At 64.6% G+C, this 26,595-nt stretch carries 16 protein-coding genes; 3 read left to right on the top strand and 13 right to left on the bottom strand.

From position 1 onward, the window contains the following. Nucleotides 1-44: 44 nt before the first annotated feature. The gene (locus tag XH84_RS25460; protein WP_106945843.1) at nt 45-209 is read right to left on the bottom strand and encodes a DUF3309 family protein; all 165 of its coding nucleotides are present in this window, start codon (nt 207-209) and stop codon (nt 45-47) included. Nucleotides 210-391: 182 nt separating this feature from the next. Here XH84_RS25460 and XH84_RS25455 point away from each other — a divergent pair, with 182 nt between their 5' ends. Further along, nucleotides 392-709, top strand: coding sequence for a polyhydroxyalkanoic acid system family protein (locus tag XH84_RS25455; protein ID WP_128920152.1), 318 nt, complete (start codon nt 392-394; stop codon nt 707-709). Between the two features lie 2 nt (nt 710-711). On the opposite strand, the gene treY is transcribed toward XH84_RS25455, so the two are convergent. The 6 genes from treY to XH84_RS25425 are packed head-to-tail and all read right to left on the bottom strand — an operon-like array spanning nt 712 to nt 14,721. Next, a complete protein-coding gene (gene treY, locus XH84_RS25450; RefSeq protein WP_128920151.1) occupies nt 712-3,498 on the bottom strand; it encodes a malto-oligosyltrehalose synthase in 2,787 nt (928 codons plus the stop codon). Between the two features lies 1 nt (nt 3,499). Then, complete coding sequence (gene treZ, locus XH84_RS25445; protein ID WP_128920150.1) at nt 3,500-5,251, bottom strand: malto-oligosyltrehalose trehalohydrolase; 1,752 nt, start codon at nt 5,249-5,251, stop codon at nt 3,500-3,502. Continuing rightward, nucleotides 5,248-7,326 (bottom strand): glycogen debranching protein GlgX, encoded by a 2,079-nt coding sequence (gene glgX / locus XH84_RS25440; protein WP_128920149.1) that lies wholly within the window; start codon nt 7,324-7,326, stop codon nt 5,248-5,250. The genes treZ and glgX overlap by 4 nt, the downstream gene beginning before the upstream one ends. Before the next feature lie 3 nt (nt 7,327-7,329). Then, on the bottom strand, nt 7,330-9,477 hold the full coding sequence (gene glgB, locus XH84_RS25435) for a 1,4-alpha-glucan branching protein GlgB (RefSeq protein ID WP_128920148.1): 2,148 nt from the start codon (nt 9,475-9,477) through the stop codon (nt 7,330-7,332). Further along, a complete protein-coding gene (treS, locus tag XH84_RS25430) occupies nt 9,470-12,763 on the bottom strand; it encodes a maltose alpha-D-glucosyltransferase (RefSeq protein ID WP_128920147.1) in 3,294 nt (1,097 codons plus the stop codon). The genes glgB and treS overlap by 8 nt, the downstream gene beginning before the upstream one ends. An 11-nt stretch (nt 12,764-12,774) precedes the next feature. Beyond that, nucleotides 12,775-14,721, bottom strand: a complete 1,947-nt coding sequence (locus XH84_RS25425) for a maltotransferase domain-containing protein (protein WP_128920146.1) — start codon at nt 14,719-14,721, stop codon at nt 12,775-12,777. Between the two features lie 205 nt (nt 14,722-14,926). Between XH84_RS25425 and malQ the strand changes: the two genes are divergently transcribed. Then, the gene (gene malQ / locus XH84_RS25420; protein WP_128920145.1) at nt 14,927-16,888 is read left to right on the top strand and encodes a 4-alpha-glucanotransferase; all 1,962 of its coding nucleotides are present in this window, start codon (nt 14,927-14,929) and stop codon (nt 16,886-16,888) included. Nucleotides 16,889-16,918: 30 nt separating this feature from the next. Further along, complete coding sequence (locus XH84_RS25415) at nt 16,919-18,721, top strand: glycoside hydrolase family 15 protein (protein WP_128920144.1); 1,803 nt, start codon at nt 16,919-16,921, stop codon at nt 18,719-18,721. A 202-nt stretch (nt 18,722-18,923) separates the two neighbouring features. Here the strand turns inward: XH84_RS25415 and XH84_RS25405 are convergent, their stop codons facing one another. From XH84_RS25405 to XH84_RS25380, 6 genes are read right to left on the bottom strand one after another with little or no spacing between them, the layout of a single operon-like run. Continuing rightward, nucleotides 18,924-19,736: an HAD family hydrolase gene (locus XH84_RS25405; protein ID WP_128920143.1), complete on the bottom strand. Its 813-nt coding sequence runs from the start codon at nt 19,734-19,736 to the stop codon at nt 18,924-18,926. Nucleotides 19,737-19,758: 22 nt separating this feature from the next. Beyond that, nucleotides 19,759-20,289 (bottom strand): gluconokinase, encoded by a 531-nt coding sequence (locus XH84_RS25400; RefSeq protein ID WP_128920142.1) that lies wholly within the window; start codon nt 20,287-20,289, stop codon nt 19,759-19,761. Continuing rightward, nucleotides 20,276-21,025, bottom strand: a complete 750-nt coding sequence (gene pgl, locus XH84_RS25395; RefSeq protein ID WP_164936366.1) for a 6-phosphogluconolactonase — start codon at nt 21,023-21,025, stop codon at nt 20,276-20,278. The genes XH84_RS25400 and pgl overlap by 14 nt, the downstream gene beginning before the upstream one ends. After that, nucleotides 21,025-22,536 carry a glucose-6-phosphate dehydrogenase gene (gene zwf, locus XH84_RS25390; protein ID WP_128920140.1) on the bottom strand — a complete coding sequence of 504 codons (1,512 nt, stop codon included), beginning with the start codon at nt 22,534-22,536 and terminating at the stop codon, nt 21,025-21,027. Before zwf ends, pgl begins: the two co-directional genes overlap by 1 nt. A 27-nt stretch (nt 22,537-22,563) precedes the next feature. Continuing rightward, entirely contained in the window at nt 22,564-23,562 is a 999-nt protein-coding gene (gene gnd / locus XH84_RS25385; RefSeq protein WP_128920139.1) for a phosphogluconate dehydrogenase (NAD(+)-dependent, decarboxylating), read from the bottom strand. Between the two features lie 12 nt (nt 23,563-23,574). Further along, a complete protein-coding gene (locus XH84_RS25380; RefSeq protein ID WP_128920138.1) occupies nt 23,575-26,424 on the bottom strand; it encodes a bifunctional transaldolase/phosoglucose isomerase in 2,850 nt (949 codons plus the stop codon). Between the last annotated feature and the right edge of the window lie 171 nt (nt 26,425-26,595).

Raw genomic sequence — 26,595 nt, 5'->3', positions numbered from 1 at the left:
AGGTGGGTTACGCCTTGCGGCTAACCACCCTACAAGCCCTCGTCCTAAATTCGCCCGAGCAGAAGCAGGATCAGCAGGATGACGATGATGAGTCCGAGGCCGCCGCCGCCATAATAGCCGGTGCCGTAGAACGGGCCGCCGCCGATGCCGCTGAAGCCGCCAAGCAGGGCGATGACGAGAATGATCAGAATGATCGTACCGATTGACATGCGAATCTCCTCCAGCCCTTCGTTGAAAGGGTCGTTGCAACCTGTCCCGTTGTGCGGGGGGCAACTTGCCGCAGATTGTAAAGTTCCCGCATTGAAACACGGCTGGCGGATCAACATGCATGGAACCTTTATGCGCGCAGCCGGCATCACTATGTGAGGATCAGTCATATAGGGCAGGGGCCATGTCAGCACCGCTTGTCGTTTCCATTCCGCATCGTCTCGGCCGCGAGGAGGCGGTGCGCCGGCTCAAGACCGGACTGGGCTGCGCGGCGGCCAGCATTCCCGTGATGCAGGTCGAGGAGGAGCGCTGGACCGGCGACAACATGGCCTTTCGCATTCGCGCGCTCGGGCAGGTCGCGACGGGCCAGGTCGATGTCGGCGACGATCAAGTTCGGGTCGAGGTGGTGCTGCCCTGGCTGTTGCAGCGCTTCGCCGAGATGGCGCAGGCCACGATCAAGAAGCGCGGGCAGCTGCTGCTGACCAAGGACCACGGAAAGTAATCTCAGGCGCGTACGCGCGGCCGCGCGGGCCTGATGGCGCTTGCCGTGCGGGCTTCGATGACGAACGCGGGACAATCACGGAAGGCCTGCGCGAGCGGCAAAACGCCACCGGCAAGGCCGGGCGTGGTGTAGCCGGTCAGGTCGATGGTGGCGTCAAAGCCCTCCGGCGCGGGCCATTCCCGGCCAGCTTGCGTGAACGGCGCGAAGTGACGCCCGGCCACGACGATCGCCGCAGCACGGCCGTGGCGACGGGCGAAGGCAATGACATGGTCGGCATGTGTGCCGTGCACCGCCAGCGGCTGGTAGTCGCCTTGAGCGAAGACGTCGGCGAGCTCGTTGCGCAGCTTGAGAAGACGCCGTGTCCAGGCCAGCTTGATCAGGCCGTCCGGCCAGCTCTTGATCAAGCCGTTCCAGTCCGGATCGGCCAGCGATTTCAGCGCCGTATGCCGGCCGCCGAAATCCACCGGGCGGCGGTTATCGGGGTCGACCAGCGACAGGTCCCAGAACTCGGTGCCCTGGTAGAAGTCGGGCACGCCGGGCAGCGTCGCCTTGAGGGTGAGCTGGCTCAGCGAACTCAACATGCCGAGCAGTGCGACGCGGCGGGCCAGCGTTTGCAGCGCCTCCAGGAATTCGCCGGACTGTACGGGATCGAGGATCTTGTCGATGAAGCTCTTGACGCCGTTCTCATAGGCTTCATGCGGGTTGAGCCAGCTGGTCTCTTCCTTGCCTTCGCGCGCCGCCTTCAACGCGTAGGCCTGGATGCGCTCGACGAAGCCGGCATCGATCGTCTCCACCAGCGGCCAGGCGCCGAGCAGCGCCTGATACAGCATGTATTCGAATGTCGCCGATGGCGCGCGGAAATTGCCCTGGAGCGTGAGGTGCGGCGCGTTCAATACCTTCCAGCGAGAAACCGCGCTGGTCCATTCGCCGGGAATCTCGCTGAGCGCCGCGATCCGCGCGCGGGCATCCTCGCCGCGCTTGGTGTCATGCGTGGCGGTTGCCGTCATTCCTTGCGGCCATTCCTTGGCCCGGGCCTGCATGGTCTCGTGGAAAGCGGGAACGGTGAGGCCGGTGCTGGCGGGATCGCCGCCGACCTCGTTCAGCGCGAGCAGTCGGTGGAATTGATAGAACGCGGTGTCCTCCAGCGACTTCGCCATCATCGGCCCGGTGAATTGTTGCACCTTCAGCGCAAAGCGGCGCACGCGCGGGGCGCTGTGCGGAGGGCGGCCGGGCTTGAGCAGATCCATGGTCAGGGCGTCGCGCAGGAAGTCGAAGATGCCGTCGTCCGCGGCGAACCATTCCGCGCGGGCTCGCGCGATGGTGTCGTCGATCAGCTTGCGGTCGGGGGCCGTCGGCCCGCTGTTGGTCAGATAAGTGCGGTACACCGGGAAATGCAGCACATAGAGCTCCAGCGCCTGCCGCAGGCTGTCGGCGGAGAAATCCCGGGTCGAGTAATGCCCGTTGGCGATGCGCGCGAGCAGGCGCGTCAGCACGGTGAATTCGCTGGTGAGCAGCGTCTCCAGCACGCGCCGCTTGGCGTCCTTGACGTAAGGCGCAAGCCGCGGCGGCCGGTTGCTGATCTGCCGCCAGGTCTCGTCCAGCGCCGCTAATCCCTTGGCGTCGACCAGCACCTGGGTGACGACGTTCATCCATTCATAGCCGGTGGTGCCCTGAACGCCGGCGAAGTGCGGCAGGCGTTCGTGCTCGCACAGGATCTTCTCGATCACCGTGTAGAACGGCTTGGTGTTGCCCTGCGCGTCGCGCACCAGGCGGCGCAGGCGCTGGCAATATTGCGCTGGATCGCGCAGGCCGTCGATGTGATCGAGCCGGATGCCCTGCAGCTTGCCGTTGGCGATGAGCTGCTTCACCAGTCGGTGCGTGGCCGCGAAGGTGCTCGCGTCCTCGACGCGCAGACCCGCAAGCCCGTTGACGTCGAAGAAGCGGCGATAGTTGATATCGCTGGAGGCGAGCCGCCAATGGCCGAGCTTGTAATTCTGCCGCTCGAGGAGATGATGGAGCGCCAGCGTCTGCGCGGGGCGATCCTTGTCGGCGCGATAAGCGGCAAGACCGCGTGCGATGATCTCAGCGCCACCTGCGATCTCCCTGAGCTCGGTCTTGAACGCGGGGGCTTCCTTGCGGCTGGGGCGGCGCAGTCCGGTGTAGCGCGCCACAAGCGAGAGCAGGCGTTGGCCGGCCTCCGTCTCGGCGGCATCGGCTTCCTTCACGGTCATGCGCAATATCTCGCCATAGCGCTCTGGCGCGATCGGCAAGCGATGCTCGAAATACCAGGCGGAGAAGCTGCCCTGATCCGGATCGTGGCGCAGCTCGATTTCTCCGTTCTCCAGTGCTTCGCCATAGGACTTGCCGAGGATCGGCAGCAGCACGCCGCCGCGGGCGCGGTAGGGCAGCAGGTCCCAGTCGATGTCGAAGGAGATCGCGTGCGGTGAGGCCTGGCCCCATTCGAGCACGTCGAGCCACCAGGGATTGTCGGCGAAATGCACGCCGACGTGGTTCGGCACGAAATCGATGATGAGGCCGAGATCGTGCGCCGCGAGCGAGTCGCTCAGCCGTGTGAAGCCGGCTTCGCCGCCGAGATCCGGATTGAACTGGCTGTGATCGACGGTGTCGTAGCCATGGGTCGAGCCCTTGCGCGCCTTCATCACCGGCGAAGCGTAGAGATGCGTGATCCCCAGCGCCTTGAGGTAAGGCACCACGGCGGCGGCCTTGTCGAAGTCGAAATCCGCGGTGAGCTGGAGCCGGTAGGTCGCGAGCGGAATGTCGGGAGGCATCCTAACCTCCGAGGCGCCAGACCACCGACCAGGGCGGAAGCCGGTCGCCGGTCTCGCCACCCCAGATTGGCGTCCCCGCGCTGACATTGGGCATGATCTCGTGGTCGGAGAGATTGGCGGTCAGGCGCAGCGCCGTGCCGTCGCCCAACCGCCAATGGGCGGTGAGCAGGCCGTTGTCGGCTGCCTCGGTCTCGCCGAAGCTCGCGCCCCTCAGCCGCGGCATGATCTCCTTGCGGCGGAGCGCGAGCAGTTCGCGCACCAGCGCGAGCCGTGCGTCCTGCAGCGGCGTGCGGCCGGTCCAATCGAGCACCGCTGATTGCAGCGTTGCGGGATCGAGCGGGTCGGGCACTTCATCGCCGTACTTCTCGTAGGCCCAGGCATATTCCTGCTTGCGTCCGTTGCGGACGGCGTCGGCGAGCCCGCCTTGGAAATCGCAGAAGAACGGGAAGGGCACCGTCGAGCCCCATTCCTCGCCCTGAAACAGCATAGGCACCATCGGCGCCAGCAGGGTCACCGCAAGTGCAGCTTCGATCTGCTGCGGCGATGCCAGGCTTTCGAGCCGGTCGCCGAGCGGACGGTTGCCGATCTGGTCGTGGTTTTGCAGGAAATTGACGAAGGTCGCCGGCGGCAACTGACCGCTCGGTTCGCCGCGCGGTTTCTTGCCCCAGAACTCCGAAACCTCGCCCTGGTAGACGAAGCCGGATGCCAGCGCGCGCGCTAGATCGAGGCGCGGCGTCTGATAATCCGCGTAGTATCCGGCGAGCTCGCCGGTCAGCATCACGTGCCAGACGTGGTGATAATCGTCGTTCCACTGTCCGCGGTATTTGCCGTTCGGCGGCTCCTGCGCGGCGTCGAGCAGGCTGGCGCGATTGTCGCCGTTCTCCAGCACCAGATGGACGTGGCGTCCTGTCGCCTTGGCGAGCTCGCCGGCGGCGACGCTGAGATCCTGCAGCATCGACTGCTCGCCGGGCACCGCCATGATGTGATTGGCGGCATCCAGCCGCAATCCGTCGAAACGATAGTCGCTGAGCCAGGACAGCGCATTCTCGACCGCGAACGCGCGCACCTGCGGCACGCGATAATCGATCGCGCTACCCCAGGGCGTGTGCGCATCGGTGAAGAAGGCCGGCGCATAACGGCCGAGGTAATTCCCCTCGGGGCCGAAATGATTGTAGACGACGTCGAGGAAGACCATCAGCCCGCGCAGATGCGCCTCGTCGATCAGGGTCTTCAGATCTTCCGGGCGGCCATAGGCGCTATCGGGCGCATACCACAGCACGCCGTCATAGCCCCAGCCGCGGCGTCCAGCGAAATCGGCCAGCGGCATCAGCTCCAGCGCGGTGATGCCGGTTGCGGCGAGATGATCGAGCTTGTCGATCATGGCGCGGTAAGTGCCCTTCGGCGTGAAGGTGCCGACATGGGTCTCGATCAGCACCGTCTCTTCCCAGGGGCGGCCGCGCCAATCGCGCGCCCGCCATGAAAAGGCGTCGTGATCGATCACCTCGCTCGGGCCGAACACATCCTCGGGCTGGAAAGCCGAAGCCGGATCCGGCACGTCGATCTCGTCGTCGATCCTGAACTTGTAGGGGCTGCCGGCGGAGAGGCCGGCAATGTCGGCCACATACCAGCCATCCTGCCGGCGCTGCATCGCGTGTCTTCGGTCGAGCAAGAGGTCGACACGGCGCGCGGCAGGCGCCCACAGGCGGAACGACACGCCGTCCTTCGTCGGCTTCGCCCCGAAGGATGGCCTCATAGCGCCCCCGCGAAGGCGAGCACGGAGCGCGGCGGCGCCTTGCTGTCGCTTCCGGGCGGGAAGTCGATCGTATTCAGCTTGGCATCCGTCGTGTTCAGGATCTGCTGCCAGCTCTTGTATTCGGTCATTTTGGGCAATTTGAATGCGATCTCTTCGGGGGCGGCGTTCAGTACGATAAAGATCGCGGCCCCACCCGGTTCCATCGGCCCCATCACATAGGAGAGGAATCTTCCCTCCGGGAATTTCCAGTCGTTCTCCGTCATCTCGTCGCCGGCAGGCGTCAGCCACAATGCGCCGTAGGACACACCGTCCGCGGGGCGACCGTCGAGCCAGCGATGGCTGCGAAGCTGCGAGAACCGGCGGCGGATGTCGGCGAGATGGGCGACGAAATCGACCATGTCGTCGCCCTCCTTGCCCAGGTTGTCCCAGCCGACCCAGCCAATCTCGTTGTCCTGGCAATAGGCGTTGTTGTTGCCCGACTGGGAGTTGCCGACCTCGTCGCCGGCGAGGATCAGCGGAACGCCCTGCGCCAGCATCAGGCAGGCCAGCACGTTCTTGCGAAGCTGGCGGCGCAGGCCAAGGATTTGAGGATCGTCGGTCGGCCCCTCCACACCGCAATTGTTGCTGTGGTTGTCGTTGGAGCCGTCGCGGTTGTCCTCGCCGTTGGCCTCGTTGTGCTTCTCGTTGTAGCTGAAGAGGTCGGCGAGCGTGAAGCCGTCGTGGACGGTGATGTGGTTGATGCTGGCGCGCGGCCGCCGTCCGTCGTGGTTGAACAGGTCGGACGACGCTGTCATCCGGCTGGAGATGTCGCCGATCAGGCTGCCTTCGCCGCTCCAGTAGCGGCGCATGGCGCTACGATAGCGATCATTCCATTCCGACCATTGCGAGGGGAATGCGCCGACCTGGTAGCCGCCGAGGCCGAGATCCCAGGGCTCGGCGACGAGCTTGACGGTCGCCAGCACCGGATCCTGCCGGATCGCCGTCAGGAACGAGATGCCGCGATCGAAGCCGTTGGGGCCGCGCGCCAGCGTGGTGGCGAGATCGAAGCGGAAGCCGTCGACATGGCAGACCTCGACCCAGTAGCGAAGTGAATCCATCACCATCTGCAGCACGCGCGGATGGGTCAGGTCCACCGACGAGCCGCAGCCGGTGAAGTCGTCGTAAAAGCGCGGGTTCTCGCGGTTCAGCCAGTAATAGGAGGCGTTGTCGATGCCGCGGTAGCACAGCGTCGGGCCGAGATGATTGCCCTCGGCGGTGTGATTGTAGACGACGTCCAGCATCACCTCGATGCCGGCATCGTGCAGGCGCGCCACCGTGGTGCGGAAGGAATCGAGCGCATTATCCTGGGCGTAGCGCGACTCGGGCGCGAAGAAGGATAGCGTGTTGTAGCCCCAGTAATTGGCGAGCTTCTTCTCCACCAGGATGCGGTCGTCGACGAAGCTGTGCACCGGCAGCAGCTCGACCGTGGTGACGCCAAGCTTCTTCAGATGCTCGATCACCGCCGGCGAGGACAGCCCGCCATAGGTGCCGCGCAAATTCGGCGGCACGTCGTCGCGCTTCTGCGTCAAACCCTTGACGTGAGCCTCGTAGATGATCGTGTCTTCCCATGGGATGTTGGGACGGATCTCGCGGCGGCCCCAGTTGAAGGTCTCGTCGACCACGACGGCCTTGGGCATGCCTCGCGCGTTGTCGCGCCGGTCAAAGGACAGATCCTCGCGCGGGCTCCCGGTGCGGTAGGCAAAGTGCGCATCGCTCCAGACCAGCCGTCCGGCGAGCCGCTTTGCATAGGGATCGAGCAGCAGCTTGTTGGCGTTGAAGCGATGGCCCTGCTCGGGCTCATACGGACCGTGCACGCGATAACCGTAGAGCTGCCCGGGCGAGACGTCGTTGAGATAGCCGTGCCAGACATCCTCGGTCTTTTCAGGCAGCTCGATGCGCTCGAGCTCGCGGCGGCCTTGCGCATCGAACAGGCAGAGCTCGACCTTCTGTGCGTTGGCGGAGAACAGCGCGAAATTGGTGCCGCGTCCGTCCCAGCTTGCGCCGAGGCGTGCGGGCGATCCAGCAGTCAGGCGCATGTGTCAGCTTTCCGGAACGAGGAAGATCGCGGCGAGCGGCGGAATGGTGAGGCGGAGCTCGGGCGCCTTGCCTTCAACGGCATGAACCTCGCCGATGTTCCCGACATTGCTGCCGCCATAATGGGCGGAGTCCGAATTGAACACTTCCTTCCACTTGCCGGCAAAGGGCACGCGAACGCGATAGTTGCGGTAGACGTTGGGAGAGAAGTTGATGATGACGAGACACCGCGCGTGCTCGTCAAATCCCTTGCGCAGCCAGGCGAACACGTTGCGGTTGGCGTCATCCGTGATCAGCCATTCGAAGCCGGCCTGGTCGCAGTCCATCTGGTGCAGCGCCGGCACCGCGCGATAGAGCCGGTTGAGGTCGCGGATCAGCGCCTGGATGCCGGAATGGGATTTGTATTCGAGCAGGTGCCAATCTAGCGACTGGTCGTGATTCCATTCGCTGCTCTGCGCGATTTCCGCGCCCATGAACAACAGCTTCTTGCCTGGATGGCCGAACATGAAGCTGTAATAGGCGCGCAAATTCGCAAAGCGCTGCCACTCGTCACCAGGCATGCGGCCGAGAATCGAGCGCTTGCCGTGCACGACCTCGTCATGGGACAGCGGCAGGATGAAGTTTTCCGAGAACGCGTAGTGCAAGCCGAACAGAATCTCGCCGTGATGGTATTTGCGGTGGATCGGATCCTTGCTGATGTAGTTCAGCGTGTCGTGCATCCAGCCCATGTTCCACTTGTAGCCGAAGCCGAGCCCGCCGAATTCGACCGGGCGCGAGACCTGCGGCCAGGCCGTGGACTCTTCGGCGGCCGTGGTCGCCTGCGGGAAGCGGGCGAACACCTCGGTGTTGAAGCGGCGCAGGAAGTTGATCGCCTCGATGTTTTCGCGGCCGCCATACTGGTTCGGGATCCACGCGCCGGGTGGCCGGCTGTAATCGAGATAGAGCATGGACGCGACGGCGTCGACACGCAGCCCGTCGATGGCATAGCGTTCCATCCAGAACAGCGCGTTCGACACTAGGAAGTTCGTCACTTCGGTGCGGCCGTAATTGTAGATCAGCGTGCCCCAGTCGAGGTGGCGGCCCTGGAGCGGGTTGGCGTGCTCGTACAGCGCGGTGCCGTCGAAGCTGCCGAGCCCGTGCGGATCGTCGGGGAAGTGACCCGGCACCCAATCGAGCAGCACGCCGACGCCCTCGCGGTGGCAGGCATCGACGAGGGCGGCGAAATCCTCAGGGGTCCCGAAGCGGCTGGTCGGCGCATAGAGGCCAGTCGGCTGATAACCCCACGAGCCATCGAAAGGATGCTCGCTCACGGGCAGGAATTCCAGATGGGTGAAGCCCATGTCGCGGGCGTAGGCCGGCAACTGCTCGGCCAGCTCGCGATAGGTCAGCCATTCATCGCCGTTCTTGCGCCGCCACGAGCCGAGATGGACCTCGTAGATCGACATCGGTGCCGACAGCGCGTTGATGCCATCTGGCGCCGGGTGCGGCCGCGGCAGGTGCGCCTCGTCGAACACGATCGAGGCCGTCTTCGGACGCATTTCGCTGGCGAAGGCCATCGGGTCGGATTTCAGCGGCAACAGATGGCCGTGCGGTCCAATGATCTCGAACTTATAGTGATCGCCAGCCTTGGCATGCGGGATGAACAATTCCCAATAACCGGCGCCGCGCACCCGCATGGGATGACGCCGCCCGTCCCAGAAATTGAAATCGCCGACCACGGAAACGCGCCGTGCATTCGGCGCCAGCACCACGAAGCCGATGCCGTCGATGCCCTCGAGCCGCATCGGATGGGCGCCGAGCTTGTCATAGAGCCGTTGGTGAGTGCCTTCGCCGAGCAGATAGAGGTCGAAATCGGTCAGGATCGGCGGAAAGCGGTAGGCGTCCTCGAATTCGACGACACTGTTGCCGAATTTCGCGCGCAACTGGTAGTGCTTCGAGCCGTTGGACAGGGCGCCGATGAACAGCCCGGCATCGTGCACGCGGTCGAGCGGCGCGACTTCGCCATGTTCGCCGACCGCCTCGACATTAGAGGCCTCGGGCAGAAACGCGCGCACCACGCTTTTACCACCCTCGGGATGCAGCCCGAGATAGTGGAAGGGGTCGGAATGGCGGCCCTCGATGATCGCATAGGCCTCGGCAGGCAGTTTAGGCATGGGCTTCGCTCTCGGTACTGGACAGAATGCGAAGCAGTCCGGTCAGCGGCGCATGCAGCCCCTCAGGCCGGTGGGACAGCTCGTACTCTACGTCATTGAAGGCTTGATCAAGCAGGAAGAACCGAAGCAGTCCCTTGTTGGATTGCCGATCTTCCGGCCACAGCCGCTGATCGGTCATGGCTTCGCGGTAGGCGGACAGGAAGGTTGCGGTGGCGCGCTCGCGCCATTCGCCGAGCGCGGTCGCGAGCCGGTCCTGCTCCTCGGAGGCACCCGTGAGTGCGCGATTGAGGGCGGCATTGACCGAAACATGAATCGAATGGATCAGGCCAGCGACATCACGGGCGGCAGGCGCCTTGCGCCGCTTGGCAGCCAAGGGCACACGCGGATCACCGTCGAAGTCGATGATGAAGATATCGTCCTTCACGATCAGAGTTTGCCCGAGCCGGAAGTCGCCATGATGACGGATGTTCAACCCACCAATCTCGGATGGCAAGAGCCCATTCAGATGGTCGGAGAGGAGCGCACGCGCCTCCGTGAGCCGATCGACCAGCGGCCGGTCCGCCTCCCGTAGGCCCTCGCGGCTGTCGGCCAGCCTTTCGAAAACCCGCTCGGCGCGCGCCTTGAGGTCGGATACAAGCCGCTTGACGTATGCGGAGTCGATCGGCTCCGGAGCGAGATCGGCCGGCTCTGCCGCGGCCAGAGCGACATGCAGTTCACCGAGCCGCCGGCCGATTTGCGCGACGAAGTGCAGATAAAGCGCTTGCTCCTGGGTCTCGCGCAGCGCTTCGTCGATCGGCACGACGCGTTGGTCGTCGATATAGCGATCGAGATAGCCCGTGGTCACGGTCCAGCCGTCGCCCTGGTTCTCGACATAGGCGTGCAGCACGCCGAGCGCGCTGCGCTGATCGCCCTCGACCAGCTCGACGCTGCCGAGCAGCGCCGGCGTGTTGGGGAAGCGCGCGACCTCGGTGAGATAATGGCCGATCTCGATCTCGGGGCTGACACCGCTTTCGAGACGGCGGTAGATCTTGGCGACGTACTGGTTGTCGACCAGAGCGGTGCTGTTCGACTGCTCGATCGCGCGGATGCGCTCGGGCTCCTTGATGGTGTAATCGGCGAACCGGCTGGTCGCGTTGAACTCGAGCCGCAGATTGTTCTCCTCCACGACCAAGTTCTGCGACAGGTTGCGCAGGAACAGGCCAATGAAGATCTGGTCGGTCGCGACGTCGAGCAGCGTGCCCTCGCGCGCGCCTTGGCGCACGGCGGCGAGCGCCTTCGGGTTGAAGCGCTCGCGGTCGAAGCGGACCCATTCGATCTGCATGGGCAGCACGTAGCGCGACGCGGCGTCCTGGTCCGTCCCCTCGAAGAACGCGATCCAGGGCCTGTTGTCGCCGATGTCGCAGAACGGCACGGCCGAAGTCAGCATGGTCTTGATCTGCTTGGGATTGTGCTCGGGATACCACCGCGTCCGTGACAGGAATCCCGGCAGCACGTCGCGCTCGAAGACGCCGCGCTCGCGGGCCAGCGACACCCAGTTGGAATTCACCGGCACCACCAGCGTCTCGAATTCCGGCACCGCGCGCGGCGTCACCGGCTCGGACTTGTCGCGCTCCTGAAGCTGGAACCAGTAGAAGCCGTAGGGCCCCAGCGTGATCATGTAGGGAAGTTCGCCGATCGCCGGGAAGCGGGTGCGGCCGAGCATCTCCTGCGGGATGCGGTCCTTCCAGGGCGACAAATCGAGCTCGGTGGCTTGCGCGGCGCGCGACAAATTGGCGACGCAGAGGATCACCTCGTCGCGATATTGCCGGACATAGGCGAGCACGGCGCGGTTGGCCGGGCGGATGAAGGTCATGGTGCCGCGGCCGAAGGCGAGCGTCGACTTGCGGACTGAGATCAGCCGCTTGGTGGCGCTGAGCAGCGACGACAGGCTGCGCGACTGCGCCTCCACGTTGACCGATTCGTAGCCGTAGACCGGGTCCATGATCAGCGGCGCGTAGAGCCGCGCCGGGTCGCAGCGCGAGAAGCCGCCGTTGCGGTCCGGGCTCCATTGCATCGGCGTGCGCACGCCGTTGCGGTCGCCGAGATAGATGTTGTCGCCCATCCCGATCTCGTCGCCGTAATAGATGATCGGTGTGCCGGGGAAGGACAGCAGCAGCGAGTTCATCAACTCGATCTTGCGCCGGTCATTGTCCATCAGCGGCGCAAGGCGCCTGCGGATGCCGACATTGATGCGGGCGCGGGGATCGTTGGCGTAGGTGGTCCAGAGATAGTCGCGTTCGACGTCGGTCACCATCTCCAGCGTCAGCTCGTCATGATTGCGCAGGAACAGCGCCCATTGGCAGCTCGCCGGAATGTCCGGCGTCTGACGCAAGATATCGGTGATCGGAAAGCGGTCCTCCTGTGCGATCGCCATGTAGATGCGCGGCATCAGCGGGAAGTGATAGGCCATGTGGCACTCGTCGCCACGGCCGAAATATTCCTGCACGTCCTCCGGCCATTGATTGGCCTCGGCCAGCAGCAGCTTGCCCTTGGAGTAGGAATCGAGCTCCTGGCGCAGCCGCTTGATGATCGCATGCGTCTCGGGAAGATTCTCGTTCGAGGTGCCCTCGCGTTCGCAGAGATAGGGAATGGCATCCAGCCGGAAGCCGTCGACGCCGGCGTCGAGCCAGCGCTTCATCACCTGGATGAGCGCACTAACCACACGCGGATTGTCGAAATTGAGGTCCGGCTGGTGCGAGAAGAACCGGTGCCAGTAGAACGCGCCGGCCTCGTGATCCCAGGTCCAGTTCGACTTTTCCGTGTCGGTGAAGATGATGCGCGTGCCCTGGTATCTCTGGTCGGTGTCGCTCCAGACATACCAGTTGCGGGCGCTCGAGCCGGGATGGCTGCGGCGCGCGCGCTTGAACCATTTGTGCTGGTCCGAGGTGTGGTTGACGACGAGCTCGGTGATGACGCGCAAGCCCCGCTTCTGCGCTTCCTGGATGAAGCGCTTGAAGTCCTTCATGGTCCCGAAATCGGGATTGACGGAGCCGTAGTCGGCGATGTCGTAGCCGTCGTCGCGGCCGGGCGAGGGATAGAACGGCAACAGCCACAGCGCGGTGACGCCGAGCTCCTGCAGATAGGGCAGCTTCTCGGTCAGTCCGGCGAAGTCGCCGATGCCGTCATTGTTGCTGTCGGCGAAAGCCTTGACGTGCAGCTGATAGATGATGGCGTCCTTGTACCAGAGCTCGTCCACGATCTCGGCAGCCTCGGCCTTCTTGGTGTCCACGGAAGATAGAACGTTCATGGCGTGCCCCTTTACGCCAGGCAGCGGAACAAGAGCGCCGGATCGCGGTCGGGGTCGATACGCAACCTGATCCCGCCCCATTCGATGCGGGACTGTTCGCCGGTGAGGAGATCTTCGAGTGTCGTCACATGGTGTCGCTGCCCGCCGGCGTCAACGGTGACGTCGCCGAGCGGCAGCCAGCATTCGCGCCACTTGCCCGAGACTGCGATCACGACGACAACGGTGTTGGCGGGCTCAGCCGCCTCCTTGACGAAGGCAATGGTCTCGCTGTCTTCGACACCCAGAAACCGCAAATTCGCCGTTTGCTGGAGCGCGGCATTGTCGTTGCGGATGCGGTTGAGTTCGGCAATGTAGGACTTGATGTTGCCGGGCTGGTCCCAGTCGCGCTGCTTGATCTGGTACTTCTCGGAATCGAGATATTCCTCGCGGCCGGGCACCGCCGCGTGTTCGAGTAGCTCGAACCCGCTGTAAACGCCGTAGCTGCCCGACAACGTCGCCGCCAGCGCAACGCGCGACTTGAACGCCCAGGCTTCTCCGCTCTGGAGATGATAGGGCAGCAGGTCGGGCGTGTTGACGAACAGGTTCGGACGATAGAAGTCGCGCTCGGGATAGCGCGTCAGCTCGCCGAGATATTGCTCCAGCTCCCATTTCGAGGTGCGCCAGGCGAAATAGGTGAAGGACTGCGCAAAGCCGAGCTTGGCGAGGCCCTTCATCAGCTTTGGCCGCGCAAACGTCTTGGAGAACAGAATCACTTGCGGATGCCGGCGGCGGATGTCGCGGATCAGCCAGTCCCAGAAGGCAAGCGGTGCGGTGTCGTGATTGTCGATGGCGAATATGGTGACGCCCTGATCGATCCAGAACAGCATGGCGTCGCGAAAGGCGTTCCACAGGCCGGTGCGGTCGACCGAGGCGAAATCGGGAATCACGATGTCCGAATAGGGGCCCTCCGCCGTCCGCACCGAGCGGTCCGGCCGCCATTTGAACCATTCCGGATGCTGCGTCAGCCAGGGATGGTCCGGCGAGCATTGCACGGCGAAGTCGAGCGCGAGCTCGAGGTCGTACTCGAGACAGGTCGCGACCAGGGCGCGAAAGTCCTCGATGGTGCCGAGCTCGGGATGCAGCGCATCGTGGCCGCCCTCGGCGGCTCCGATCGCGTAGGGCGAGCCGGGTTCGCCTTCGGTTGCCGCCGGCGCATTGTTGCGGCCTTTGCGGCGGCTGCGGCCGATCGGGTGGATCGGTGTGAAATAGAGCACGTCAAACCCCATCGCCGCGATGTCGGGCACGCGCGCGATGCAGTCGCGGAGCGTGCCGTGCCGGCCGGGGATCCGGCTCTGGCTGCGCGGCATCAACTGGTACCAGGCGCCAAACCGCGCTCTGTCGCGGTCGACGGTCAGCGGGAAGGATTGTGAGCGGGTCAGGTCGGGCCGGGACTGACTCTCGGCCATGGCATCGCCGAGCTCGGTCGCAAGCAGCGAGGTGACATCGCCGGTTTGAAGATAATCCTCGCATTGTCTGACAATGATTGCCGCGGCGGCCTGCCGCGCCCCATGCGCCTTGGTCAGGAGGCCGGCACCCTCGATGGCGTCGAGGCTGACATCGGCGCCGGTTCGCTGCTTGCGCGCGACCCCGTGGGACCAAGTGGCGAACTCGTCGGTCCAGGCCTCGATCGCATAGACATATTGGCCGGGCTCCGCGGGCGTGAAAGCGCCGGACCAGCGGTCATTGCTGTGATGGATCATCGGCTCACGCCGCCAGTCCCGGTCCTGCTCGGGACGCCAGAGCAGCGCGGCCCCGACCACGGCGTCGCCATCGCGGTAAACATCGGCCCACACCTCGACGCGGTCGCCTGCGATCCGCTTCACGGCGAAGCGGCCGCAATCGATCGCGGGATAGACGTCTTCGATGAGGAAAGCGCTGCCGGCTGCGGCACTTTCGACAGTTTGAATTGTCTTGTTCACGGTGATGCCATTGACAAGAAAGCAGGGGCCCGTTTCCCTTGTCGGGAACCTACGCTTGATACCTATATAGAAAGCCGTTTGTGTGTCATTAGTTCCCCCTGGGAACGGCAGGCAGGGTTTGTGAGTTGACCCAGACTAACGTCCTCCGCTGCCTCATTAAAATCGATGCCCCCGGCAAAAGGGTGGCCTGCAAGCTGCGTGCCGTATGGATCTCTTAGCCCAAGCCCGGATCAAGGGCGTTCAATCCGAATTCATTGACGCGCTCGGAAAGCTGCGGGTCACCGACCCCGTGGCCCTGAAGTCCATCCTCGACGCCCTGCCGGAGAAGCGGGTTTACCGCTTCGTCAACGGGCCGATTGTGGTTCGCGCGCTCGGACATCCGCGCACGGAATTGGCGGCCATCGGCGCGCCGCCGCTGCAATGGAAATTGATCGCAAACGGCAAAAGGATCGCCCAAGGCGAGACACGCGAGCCCGTGATCGCCTGGCCTGCCGGCCTGCCGCTCGGTTATCACCGGTTGACGCTGACCGATGCGGAAGGTGTGACGGAAGAGGTGCCGATGATCGTGGCGCCCGAGCGGGCCTTCGGCGGCGATTTCGACCGCGGCTGGCTGCTCGCGGTGCAGCTCTACAGCGTCCGTTCGGACCGCAATTGGGGCATCGGCGACTTCACCGACCTCGCCGATCTTGTCCGGCTCGCCAAGCAACTCGGGGCCGACGGCGTCGGGCTCAATCCGCTGCACGTTCTGTTCGACGATCACCCGTCCGATTGCAGTCCGTATTCGCCGAACAGCCGGCTGTTCCTCAATCCGCTCTATATCGACGTCGAGGCCATTCCCGAATTCTCGGCCGATCTCGTGCCCGACGCGGCCGCGACCGCCGCCCGTCTGCGGGAAGGAGATCGCGTGCATTACGCCGACATGGCGGCGTTGAAATGGCTGGCCTTGCGCGCCGCGTTCAACAGCTTCGTGAGGAGCGCGAGCGAAGCGCGCCGCAAGGCGTTCGACAGCTTCCGCGCCGCCCGCGCACCGTTGTTGTCGCGCTTTGCCTGCTTCGAGGTGCTGCGCCATCGCTTCGCCGCGCCGTGGTGGGAATGGCCGGCGGAATGGCGGCAACCGGACGAGGCCAAGTGCGCCGAGCTGCGCAATGGACCCAACAAGCGCGAGGTCGAATTCGTCGAATTCGCGCAATGGACGGCGGACAGCCAGCTGCATGCCGCCAAGGAGCTCGCCGGCCAGCTCGGCATGCGGGTCGGGCTCTATCTCGACGTCGCCGTCGGCGTGCAGTCCAACGGCTTCGATGCCTGGAACGAGCAGATGGCGATCTCCCGCCATCTCGCCGTCGGCGCGCCGCCCGACGTGCTCAACACCATCGGCCAGGACTGGGGTCTTGCGGGCTTCAATGCCGGCGGCCTGGAAGCGCAATCCTTCGTGCCATTCGCCGACATGCTCGCGGCCTCGATGCGCCACGCCGGCGCGATCAGGCTCGATCACGTGCTCGGCCTGAAGCGGCTCTATCTGGTGCCGCGCGGCTTCAAGCCGGACAACGGCGCCTATGTGCAGATGCCGTTCGAGGCGCTGCTCGGCGTCGTGGCACGCGAGAGCGCGGCCCACAAATGCATCGTGATCGGCGAGGACCTCGGCACCGTGCCGGAAGGCTTCCGTGAGATGATGCAGGATTTCGGCATCTGGTCCTATCTCGTCATGATGTTCGAGCGGGACGAAGCCGGCCATTTCCGCAACGTCGATCATTACCGGCCCAATGCGCTGGTCACGCTGAACACGCATGATCTGTCGACCTATGCCGGCTGGCGCTCCTTCGGCGACCTCAAGATGAAGCGCTCGCTCGGGCTCGACCCCGGCGAGAACGATCAGGCGCGCTGGGATGCGCTCGGCCGGCTCGACGAGATTTTGCGCCAGAACGGCATCAAGGCCAACGACCTCTATTCGGTGCTCGCCTTCCTGTCCCGCACGCCGTCGCGATTGCTCGCGGTGTCGATGGAGGATCTGCTCGGCGTGATCGACCAGCCCAACATTCCCGGCACGATCGATGAGCATCCAAACTGGCGCCAGCGTCTTCCCGTCGCGCTCGACAAGATCGCCGCCAAGGTTGACCTCACGGCCTTGCGAGCGGCAACGCGGGAACGTTCATTGAACGGCGGGAGTTGATCGGCCGGGGCATCTCAGGCTCGCACGACATTGTCTCAGAGGATCGAGGACTATGCGCTGATCGGCGATTGCGAGACCGCTGCGCTGGTGGGGCGCAACGGCTCGATCGATTGGCTGTGCTGGCCGGCCTTCGATTCCGACGCCTGCTTTGCCGCCATCCTCGGCACCAACAAGAACGGGCGCTGGCTGATCGCTCCTAGCGAGGACGTCACGAAGACATCGCGACGTTATCTCGGCGACACCCTCATCCTCGAAACGCGTTTCGAGACGAAGGGCGGCACGATTGCGCTGATCGACTTCATGCCGCCGCGCGGCAAGGCGTCCGACATCGTGCGGCTGGTGCGCGGCATCAAGGGCACGGTGAAGATGCGGATGGAGCTCGTGATCCGCTTCGGCTTCGGCACCGACATTCCCTGGGTGCGGCGCATCGACCATTCCCTGATGGCAATCGCCGGCCAGGACATGACGGTGCTGCGCACGCCGGTGAAGACCCGCGGCGAGGATCTTACCACGGTCTCCGACTTCGAGGTGAGGGAAGGCGAGACCGTACCCTTCGTGCTGACCTATGGTCCCTCGCATCTGCCGCCGCCCAAGCCGATCGATCCGGAAATTGCGCTCAAGCAGACCGAGACATTCTGGCTGGATTGGTGCCGCCATTGCACCCGCGACGGGGACTATCACGACCTCATCATGCGTTCACTGATCACGCTGAAGGCGCTGACGTTCGGCCCTACCGGTGGCATCGTCGCGGCGCCCACCACCTCATTGCCGGAGAGGCTCGGCGGCAGCAGGAATTGGGACTACCGCTTCTGCTGGCTGCGCGATGCCACCTTCACGCTGCTGGCGCTGATGAATTCGGGCTACACCGAGGAAGCCCTGGCGTGGCACAATTGGCTGCTGCGCGCCGCCGCCGGCTCACCGGCGAACATGCAGATCATGTACGGCATCTGGGGCCAGCGGCGGCTGTTGGAATGGGAGGCCGGCTGGCTCGACGGCTATGAAGGCGCCAAGCCGGTTCGCGTCGGCAATGCCGCGCATGCGCAGCTTCAGCTCGACGTCTATGGCGAATTGATCGACGCCTTCCATCAGTCGCGCATGGCCAAGCTCAAGCTCGACGATGAAACGACATGGGCGCTGGAATGCGCCGTGCTCAACCATCTCGCCGAGGTCTGGGACCGGCCCGATCACGGCATCTGGGAGCGCCGCGGCCAGCCCAAGCACTACGTCTTCTCCAAGGTGATGACCTGGGTCGCCTTCGACCGCGGCATCAAGAGCGCCGAGACCTTCGGCTTCAAGGCGCCGCTGTTGCACTGGCGTACCTTGCGTGAGGCGATTCATCGCGATGTCTGCAACAGGGGATTTGACGCCGAGGAAAATGCCTTTGTCGAATCCTATGGCTCGAAACTGCTCGATGCCAGCGTGCTGCTGCTGCCGGCCGTCGGTTTTCTGCCGCCACAAGATCCGCGTATTCGCGGTACCATCGCGGCGGTCGAGACACGCCTGATGCGCGACGGCTTCGTGCTGAGGCACGATCCGCGCGAATTGCCCGCGGGGCAGCAGCCGCTCGAAGGCGCGTTCCTGGCCTGCACATTGTGGCTGGCCGATGCCCACGTGCTGTCGGGCGATCTCGACAAGGCGCAACGCTTGCTCGACCGTGTGGCCGGCATCGCGAACGACGTCGGTCTGCTGGCCGAGGAATACGATACAGTCGCCCGGCGCCAGACCGGAAATTTCCCGCAGGCGCTGACCCACATCGCGCTGATCAACACCGCGCACAATCTGTCGGCGGCAAGGCAGAAGAGCGAGAAGCCGGCGATGCAGCGGTCGAAGTAGTCAACATGGCTAGTCGCGACTGTATCCAGAGCGGAGGTGCGCCCCCTCCCCCGCTTGCGGCGGAGGGTTGGGGAGAGGGTGTCTCCGCGCAGGGATTGTTGATAATAACTGAGGACGTCCCTGCGCGACGAGAGCTCTCACCCGCCGCTGCGCGGCGACCTCTCCCGCAAGCGAGAGAGGTTAAGAGAGCCCGCGGCCCAGCTCAGCCCACCCCATTTCGCTTCAGGATCATCTCCATCGCCTCGGCAAAACCGTCCTGCTCATTGGTCGCGGTGACGTGAGTGGCCTGGTCCTTGACGTTGTCGGCGGCGTTGCCCATGGCGATCGAGACACCGCTGACGGCGAACATCGAAAGGTCGTTCTGCATGTCGCCGATGGTGGCGATGGCACTGGTCGCAATGTCGAGGCGCTTGGCCATCGCCTCGACGAACGTGCCCTTGTTGAAGCCCGGCGGGGTGATGTCGAGATAATAGGTCTGCGAACGCACCGCAGTGGCTTCGCTGCCGAGCGCCTGCTGCATCGCCTTTTCGCAAGCCTCGAGGCGGGCGGCGTCGGCGCTGGCGCCGACGATCTTGCAGGCGCTTGCGAGGTAGGGCGAGAAATCCGTCACGATGGCCGGGTCGGATCGGATCGTGTGCTGCTCATGCGCGACGTATCTTCCGCTTGGGTTGTCGATCAGCCATTTGTCGGCGGTGAAGAGCCAGATGTCGGCGCCGAACGCGCGAAGGATCTGCAAGGACTGCTCGGCCGCGCTCGCGGGGATCAGATGCTGCTCGACCGGCCGCATCTCGGGGTCGACGATCGAGGAGCCGTTGAACGGACCGACGGGAAGCCAGAGCGCCAGCGGCTCGATCAAGAAGCGCATGCCGATCGCGGGACGGCTGGACGTGATGGTGAAGCCGATGCCGGCCTTGTGCAGCCGCTGCACGGCAGTTCTGGCACGCTCGGTCAGGGTTTTGTCCTTGGTCAGCAGCGTGCCGTCGACGTCGGACACCACGAGTGAGATTTGCGTCATGACAGGACCTAACGTTTTTGCCTCAGCGCTTCGCCCCGCCGAGCTTCAGCTGCCGCACGATGCCGTCCACGATCGCCTCGACGGTTTCGTCGATCGAAACGGTGATGACGTGCTCTCCCGCCTCCGGCGGCTCCAGCGTGTCGAACTGGCTCGTCAGCAGCCCGGGCGGCATGAAATGGCCTTTGCGGTGAGCGAGCCGCTCGGCGATCAACTCCTTGGTGCCTTTCAGGAAGACGAAGCGGACATCGTCGCGCCCGCGCAGCAGTACGTCACGATAGGTGTGCTTCAGCGCCGAGCAGGCGATGATGATGTGCTCGCCACGACCGCAGACGCGCCCGATCTCGTCGGCGATGGCGTTGAGCCAGGGCCAGCGGTCCTCGTCGGTGAGCGGATGGCCGGTCCGCATCTTCGCGACATTGCTGGCGGGATGAAAGCTGTCGCCGTCCTCGAAGCGCCAGCCGAGCCGCTGGCCGAGGGCTTCCGCGATCGTGCTCTTACCCGACCCCGACACGCCCATCACGATCAATCCACAAGGTGCTTCAACGCCCGCCACGAATGCCCTCCGGAAGCGCGGCTTGGTCTACCAGCCAGACGGTCTCACCCTTCGAGCGCGCGCGTAACGCCGGCAGAGTCTCGCCATTGAGGAGGCGCGTCAAGATCGGTTGCTTGTCGTGCCCGGCGATCTCGAACAGCATTTCGCGGCAGGACGCCAAAGCGGGCAGGGTGAGCGAGACCCGCGGCACGAAAGGCGCGACATTGGCCTTGGGCACTCCAACGACCCAGCGCTCGGTCTCCTCGATCTCCGGGAAGCCGGGAAACAGCGAAGCGGTGTGGCCGTCCGGTCCCGCGCCCATCAGGACCATGTCGAACAGCGGTCGCGACGGATCGAGGCTTTCAGAGCCGTAGAAGGCATGCAGCTCGCGCGCATAGGCTTCGGCGCTCTCCTCGGGAGTTTCAGTCCCGGTCGGAATCGGGTGAATGTGGCTCGAGGCTGCATTGCCATCGAGAAACGTCGCGCGCGCGACCGCCATGTTGTTGAGGGGATCGCTCTCGGGGACAAAGCGCTCGTCGCCGATGAACCAGTGCACGCGCTCCCACGGAATCCTGCCGCGCCAAGCCTCGCTGCCGAGCAATTGATAGAGCTTCTTCGGGCTGGAGCCGCCGGTGAGGCAGATCGCGATGCGGCCTGGATTGGCCGCGATCCGTGCCATCACCCGTTCGGCCGCGGCCCGCGCCAGAGCTTCGGCGTCGGCCTCGACGATCAGCTTCGGCTGGCCCGCCACGGCCATCACGAAAACTTCCGCCAGCTTCGCCCGTCGCGCCGCAGCAGCTCGTCGGCGCATTTCGGGCCGTCGCTGCCGGCTTCATAGGTCTCGATGCCGTTGGTGCCCGCGCCTTTCCAGGCGTCCAGGAACGGCTGCACCGCCTGCCATCCGGCCTCGATGCCATCTGCGCGCTGGAACAGGATGTTGTCGCCGATCATGCAGTCGTAGATCAACGTTTCATAGCCGGTCGAGGGATCGGCCCGGAAATAGTCGCCGTAGCGAAACTTCATCTCGACACCGTCGATGGTGACGCTCGGCCCCGGGATCTTGGCGTTGAACTGAAGCTCGATGGTCTCGGTCGGCGCGATGCCGATGGTCAGGAAGTTCTGCGACAGGCGGTCGATCGTCGTGCCCGAGAACATCGAGAGCGGGGCCTGCTTGAACTTGATCGCAACTTCCGTGCGCTTGTGGGCCAGCGCCTTGCCGGTGCGTAAGTAGAACGGCACGCCGGCCCAGCGCCAATTGTCGATCATGAGTTTCAGTGCGACGTAAGTCTCGGTGGTGCTGCCGGGCTTGACGTCCTCGGTCTTGCGATAGTCCGGGATCTCCTCATCGCCGATGTGCCCCGCGAGATATTGCGCGCGCACCGAATTCCTTAAGGCTTCCTCCAGGCTCGGCTGCTGAATCGAGGTGAGCACTTCGGCCTTCTCGGAGCGCACGGAATGCGCATCGAAACGCGCCGGCGGCTCCATCGCGACCAGCGACATCAGCTGGAATAGATGGTTCGGCACCATGTCGCGCAGCGCGCCGGTCGCATCGTAGAAGCCGCCACGATGTCCGACGCCGAGCTTCTCCTCCACCGTGATCTGGATGTGGTCGATGTGGTTGCGATTCCAGATCGGCTCGAACATGCCGTTGGCAAAGCGCAGCACCAGGATGTTCTGCACCGTCTCCTTGCCGAGATAGTGATCGATCCGGTAGACTTGGTGCTCGTCCATGATCTTCAAGAGCTCGGCGTTCAGCGCGCGCGCCGTGACGAGATCGGTGCCGAACGGCTTTTCGATCACCAGCCGGCGCCAGACGCCGTTCTCCTTCATCATGCCGGTGCGCCCGAGCTCGCGCGCGGTCGGTGCGAACGCGGCTGGCGGGGTCGCCAGATAAAACAGGCGATTGCCGCCGGTGCCTTGCGCGCATTCCAGCGAATCCAGATGCTCGCGCAGGCGATCGAACGAGGGCGGGTCCTTTGCGTCGGCTTCGACGAAGGTCACGCATTCCAGCAGCTTCTTGGCGATGTCGTCGTCCACGGGCCGCGTCGCGAACTGGCGCAAGCCCTTCATCAGGCTGTCGCGCAGCTCATTATCCGATTGGCCCTTGCGGGCCACGCCGACGACGCAAAATTTTTCCGGCAGCAAATGCTCGGCAGCGAGATTGTAGAGCGACGGCATCACGAGGCGGTGAGTAAGATCACCGGTGACACCAAAAATGACGAAGGCGCAATTTTCCGGCTTGGGCTTGGCTTGCGGGTCTTTTGTCACGAACGGTTGGCCTTCGCTTGTTACGTCTTACTTTGGCTTCGAAGCATCCGGCTGCTTCGGCTCCTTGTGGCCGCCGAACCCCGCACGCATCGCCGAGAGAATTTTTTCGGCGAAGGTGTGTTCCTTGCGGGAACGGAAACGTGTGTAGAGCGCGGCGGTCAGGACCTCGGCCGGTACGGCCTCGTCGATCGCGGCATTCACGGTCCAGCGTCCTTCGCCGGAATCCTCGACGAAGCCGGAATATTCCGACAGCTGCGGGCTGTCGGCGAGCGCGGTCGAGGTGAGGTCGAGCAGCCATGACGGGATCACGCTGCCGCGTCGCCACACTTCCGCGATGTCGGCGAGATCGAAATCGTAGCGATGATCCGCCGGCAGGGCCTCGATGTTGGCGTTCTTGAGGATGTCGAACCCTTCGGCATAGGCCTGCATCAGGCCGTATTCGATGCCGTTGTGGATCATCTTGACGAAGTGGCCGGCGCCGACGGGGCCGGCATGGATGTAGCCCTGCTCAATGCGGGGATCGCGGCCCTCGCGTCCCTCCGTGCGCGGAATGTCGCCGGCGCCGGGGGCGAGCGCGGCGAAGATCGGATCGAGCCGGTCGACCACCTGCTTCTCGCCACCGATCATCATGCAATAGCCGCGGTCGAGGCCCCAGACGCCGCCTGAGGTGCCGACGTCGACATAGTGGATGCCGCGGGCCTTCAGCGCTTTGCCGCGGCGGACGTCGTCCTGCCAGAAGGTGTTGCCGCCGTCGATGATGACGTCGCCTTCCTGCATCACGCCGGCGATCGTGTCGATCGTCGTCTCGGTGATGTGGCCGGCCGGCAGCATCACCCAGGCGGTGCGCGGCCGCTCGAGTTTCGAGATGAAGTCCTCGAGCGTCGCGGAGCCGACCGCGCCGTCGGCGGCAAGGCCAGCTACGGCCTTGGCGTCCTTGTCGTAGACCACGGTGGAATGTCCCTGGCGCATCAGGCGGCGAACGATGTTGCCGCCCATCCGGCCGAGGCCGATCATGCCGAGTTGCATTGGCAATCTTCCTTAGTTCAGCGCGTCGTTGAGCGCCGCGTTGAGTGCAGCAAGACCCTTCTTGAGCCCGCCCTTCAGGTGCACGCGCAGGGCGCGCCGGCCGCGTTCGGTGAGCACGTCGAAATCGCCGCGCGCCTGTGCCGCCTTGATCACGCCGAAGCTGGCCTTCTGGCCCGGCACCTTGAGGTCCTTGGCATCGTCGGCGGTGATCTGGAGGAACACGCCGCTGTCGGGGCCGCCCTTGTAGGCCTGTCCGGTCGAGTGCAGGAAGCGCGGACCGAACTCGGCGCAGGTCGCAACATGCCGTTTCTCGCGCACCTCGAGCCGCATGGCCTGGAATGCATCGATCGTCGCCTTGTCGCGCGCGATGTAGCCGAGCAGGGCGACATAGTCGCCATGGCCCGACCGGGAGAGATGGGCCTTGAGCCAGGAGGTGAGGTCGCCGTTGGCGCCGGCGGCGCGCAACGCCGTGGCGTTGGCCTCGTCAGTGTAGAGATCGGCCTCGTCGGTGCTGACAACCGGTTGCTCTTTGGGCAGCGCGCCGGTCTTCTCGAACGAGGCCGTCAGCTCGCGGGTCTTGATCTTGGCCGCCTCCACGTCCGGCTGGTCGAACGGGTTGATGCCGAGGATGGAGCCCGCCACAGCGGTTGCCATCTCGAAGCGGAAGAATTCCTGGCCGAGATGGTCGATCGACTTCATGACGATGCGCACCACGGGATGGCCGGCAGCCTCGATCGCGGCGAGCTTGGAATCGTGGGCGGCGTCGGCCTCGCCTTCGATGCGGATGTCGATAAAGAACCGGTCGTTGCCGTAGACCGAGGGATCGCCCAGCGGCTCGCCCTCGATCGGGATCAGGCCCTTGCCTTCCTTACCCGTCGATTCCGCGATGAGCTGTTCGGCCCAGGCGCCGAAATCGGCAATCTTCTCCGACGCCAGGATCGTCACCTTGTCGCGGCCTTCGAGGCCGGCGAGCCCCATGGCAAGGCCGAGCTGCACGCCGGGGTTTTCGCTCGGCGGCACGTCCGGCCCGCAGGAGCGGGCCATGGAGAGCGCATGCTTGACGAAGGTCTTGACGTCGATGCCGGCGGTTGCCGCCGGCACTAGGCCGAACGGCGACAGCACCGAATAGCGGCCGCCGATCGATGGTTCGCCATGGAAGATGCGGGCGTAATGGAGGCTCTTGGCCGCCTTCTCCAGCGACGAGCCGGGATCGGTCACCGCGATGAAGCGGTGGCCGGTCTTCACCTTCGCACCGACCGCCTTGGCAACCTGCTCATGGAAATAGTCCTTCATCGCGTTCGGCTCGGTGGTGCCGCCGGACTTGCTCGAGACGATGAACACTGTGCTCGCGATGTCGATCTTCGCCTCCATTGCGCGCACCTGCGCCGGATCGGTGGAATCCAGCACATGCAGCTTCGGGAAGCCGGGCTTCTTCCCGAACGTCTCGGCCAGCACCTCGGGGCCGAGGCTCGATCCGCCCATGCCGAGCACGACGGCGTCGGAGAATTTCTGGCCCTTCACGCGGCCGGCATAATCCTCGTAATCGGCAATGTCGGCCTTGGTCGCGCTGTCCAGCCAGCCGAGCCATTTGTCCTCGTCGGCACCGGTCCAGACCGACTTGTCGCGCCGCCACAGCCTGCGGATCTTGGCGGACGCCCGCCATTCCTCGGTGCTCTTGGCCACCGCCTTGCCGAGGCCGGCGCCGAGCGAGAGAAGCTGCCGATCCAGCGCGGGTGCGAGCACGGTGGCGCGCTTGTGGGCGACGGCGCCGTAGAGCTTGTCGGCGGCGTCGGCGAACAGCTTGACGCCGTCCTTGACGAGGTCCTCGGTGATGGCGTCGAGCGAGATGCCGGAGCGCTCCATCTCTTCCAGCACACGGCGAGCGTCGTCGACGTTCTCCTCCAGGCTGTCCCGCAGCTTGCCGTGGTCGCGGAACGCCTCCAGCGTCGCCGGCGGCATCGTATTGATGGTGTCGGGGCCGATCAGCTCCTCGACATAGAGGACGTCGCTGTAATCCTTGTTCTTGGTGCCGGTCGAGGCCCACAGCATGCGCTGCGGCTTGGCGCCCTTGGCGGCGAGCTTGTCCCAGCGGGGACCCGAGAACAGGCGCTTGTAGTCCTGGTAGGCAACCTTGGCGTTGGCGACCGCGACCTTGCCTTTCAGCGCGGCGAGCCGCTCCTTTTCGGATGGGTCGTTGGCGCGGGCGATCTTTTCGTCGAGCTGCTTGTCGACCACGGAATCGATGCGGCTGACGAAGAAGCTCGCCACGCTCGCGACATGCGAGGGGTCGTCGCCGCCGGCGACGTATTTTTCGAGACCGGCGATGTAGGCTTCCGCCACCTGGAGGTAGACCGCCCTGGAGAACAGCAGCGTGATGTTGATGCTGATGCCGTCACCGATCAGCGTCTCGATAGCCGGCAGGCCTTCCGGCGTCGCCGGCACCTTCACCATCAGGTTCTTGCGACCAACATCCTTCCAGAGCCGCCGTGCTTCAGTGATCGTGCCTGATGTGTCCATGGCGAGATAGGGCGAGACCTCCAGGCTGACATAGCCGTCGCCTCCCTTGAGACGGTCATAGACCGGGCGGAGCACGTCGGCGGCATTCTGGATGTCCTCGACCGCGACGGCCTCGAACAAATCGGCCACGGTCCGGTCGCCGCGCTTCAGCGCCTTGCCGATCGGAGCATCGTATTCGTCCGAGCTGCCGATCGCCTTCTCGAAGATCGAGGGATTGGAGGTGACGCCCTTGACGCCGTCGGTGTCGATCAGCCGCTTCAGGTCGCCCTTGGCGATGAAGCCGCGGGCCAGGAAGTCCAGCCAGACGGCTTGTCCGTGCTTTTCCAGTTCTTTGACGGGATTCATGATGCTTATTTATCTCCAAGCCTGCGGGCGAGGGGTTTCCGCGCCGGTCCTGCCGCGCTATCCTCTAGCGTACATGCACCCGGGAGGGAACCAATCAAGGGTACAGGCGTCATACCCTCCAGTGTAACTCCGTCGCGATCATGGCGATCCGGGCGGCAGTAGCGGTTGTTG

The sequence above is a fragment of the Bradyrhizobium nanningense genome (genome assembly GCF_004114535.1).
Classification (GTDB): Bacteria; Pseudomonadota; Alphaproteobacteria; order Rhizobiales; family Xanthobacteraceae; genus Bradyrhizobium; species Bradyrhizobium nanningense.
The sequence above is the reverse complement of the archived record's forward strand: the minus strand, read 5'-3'. Positions and strand labels throughout refer to the sequence as shown.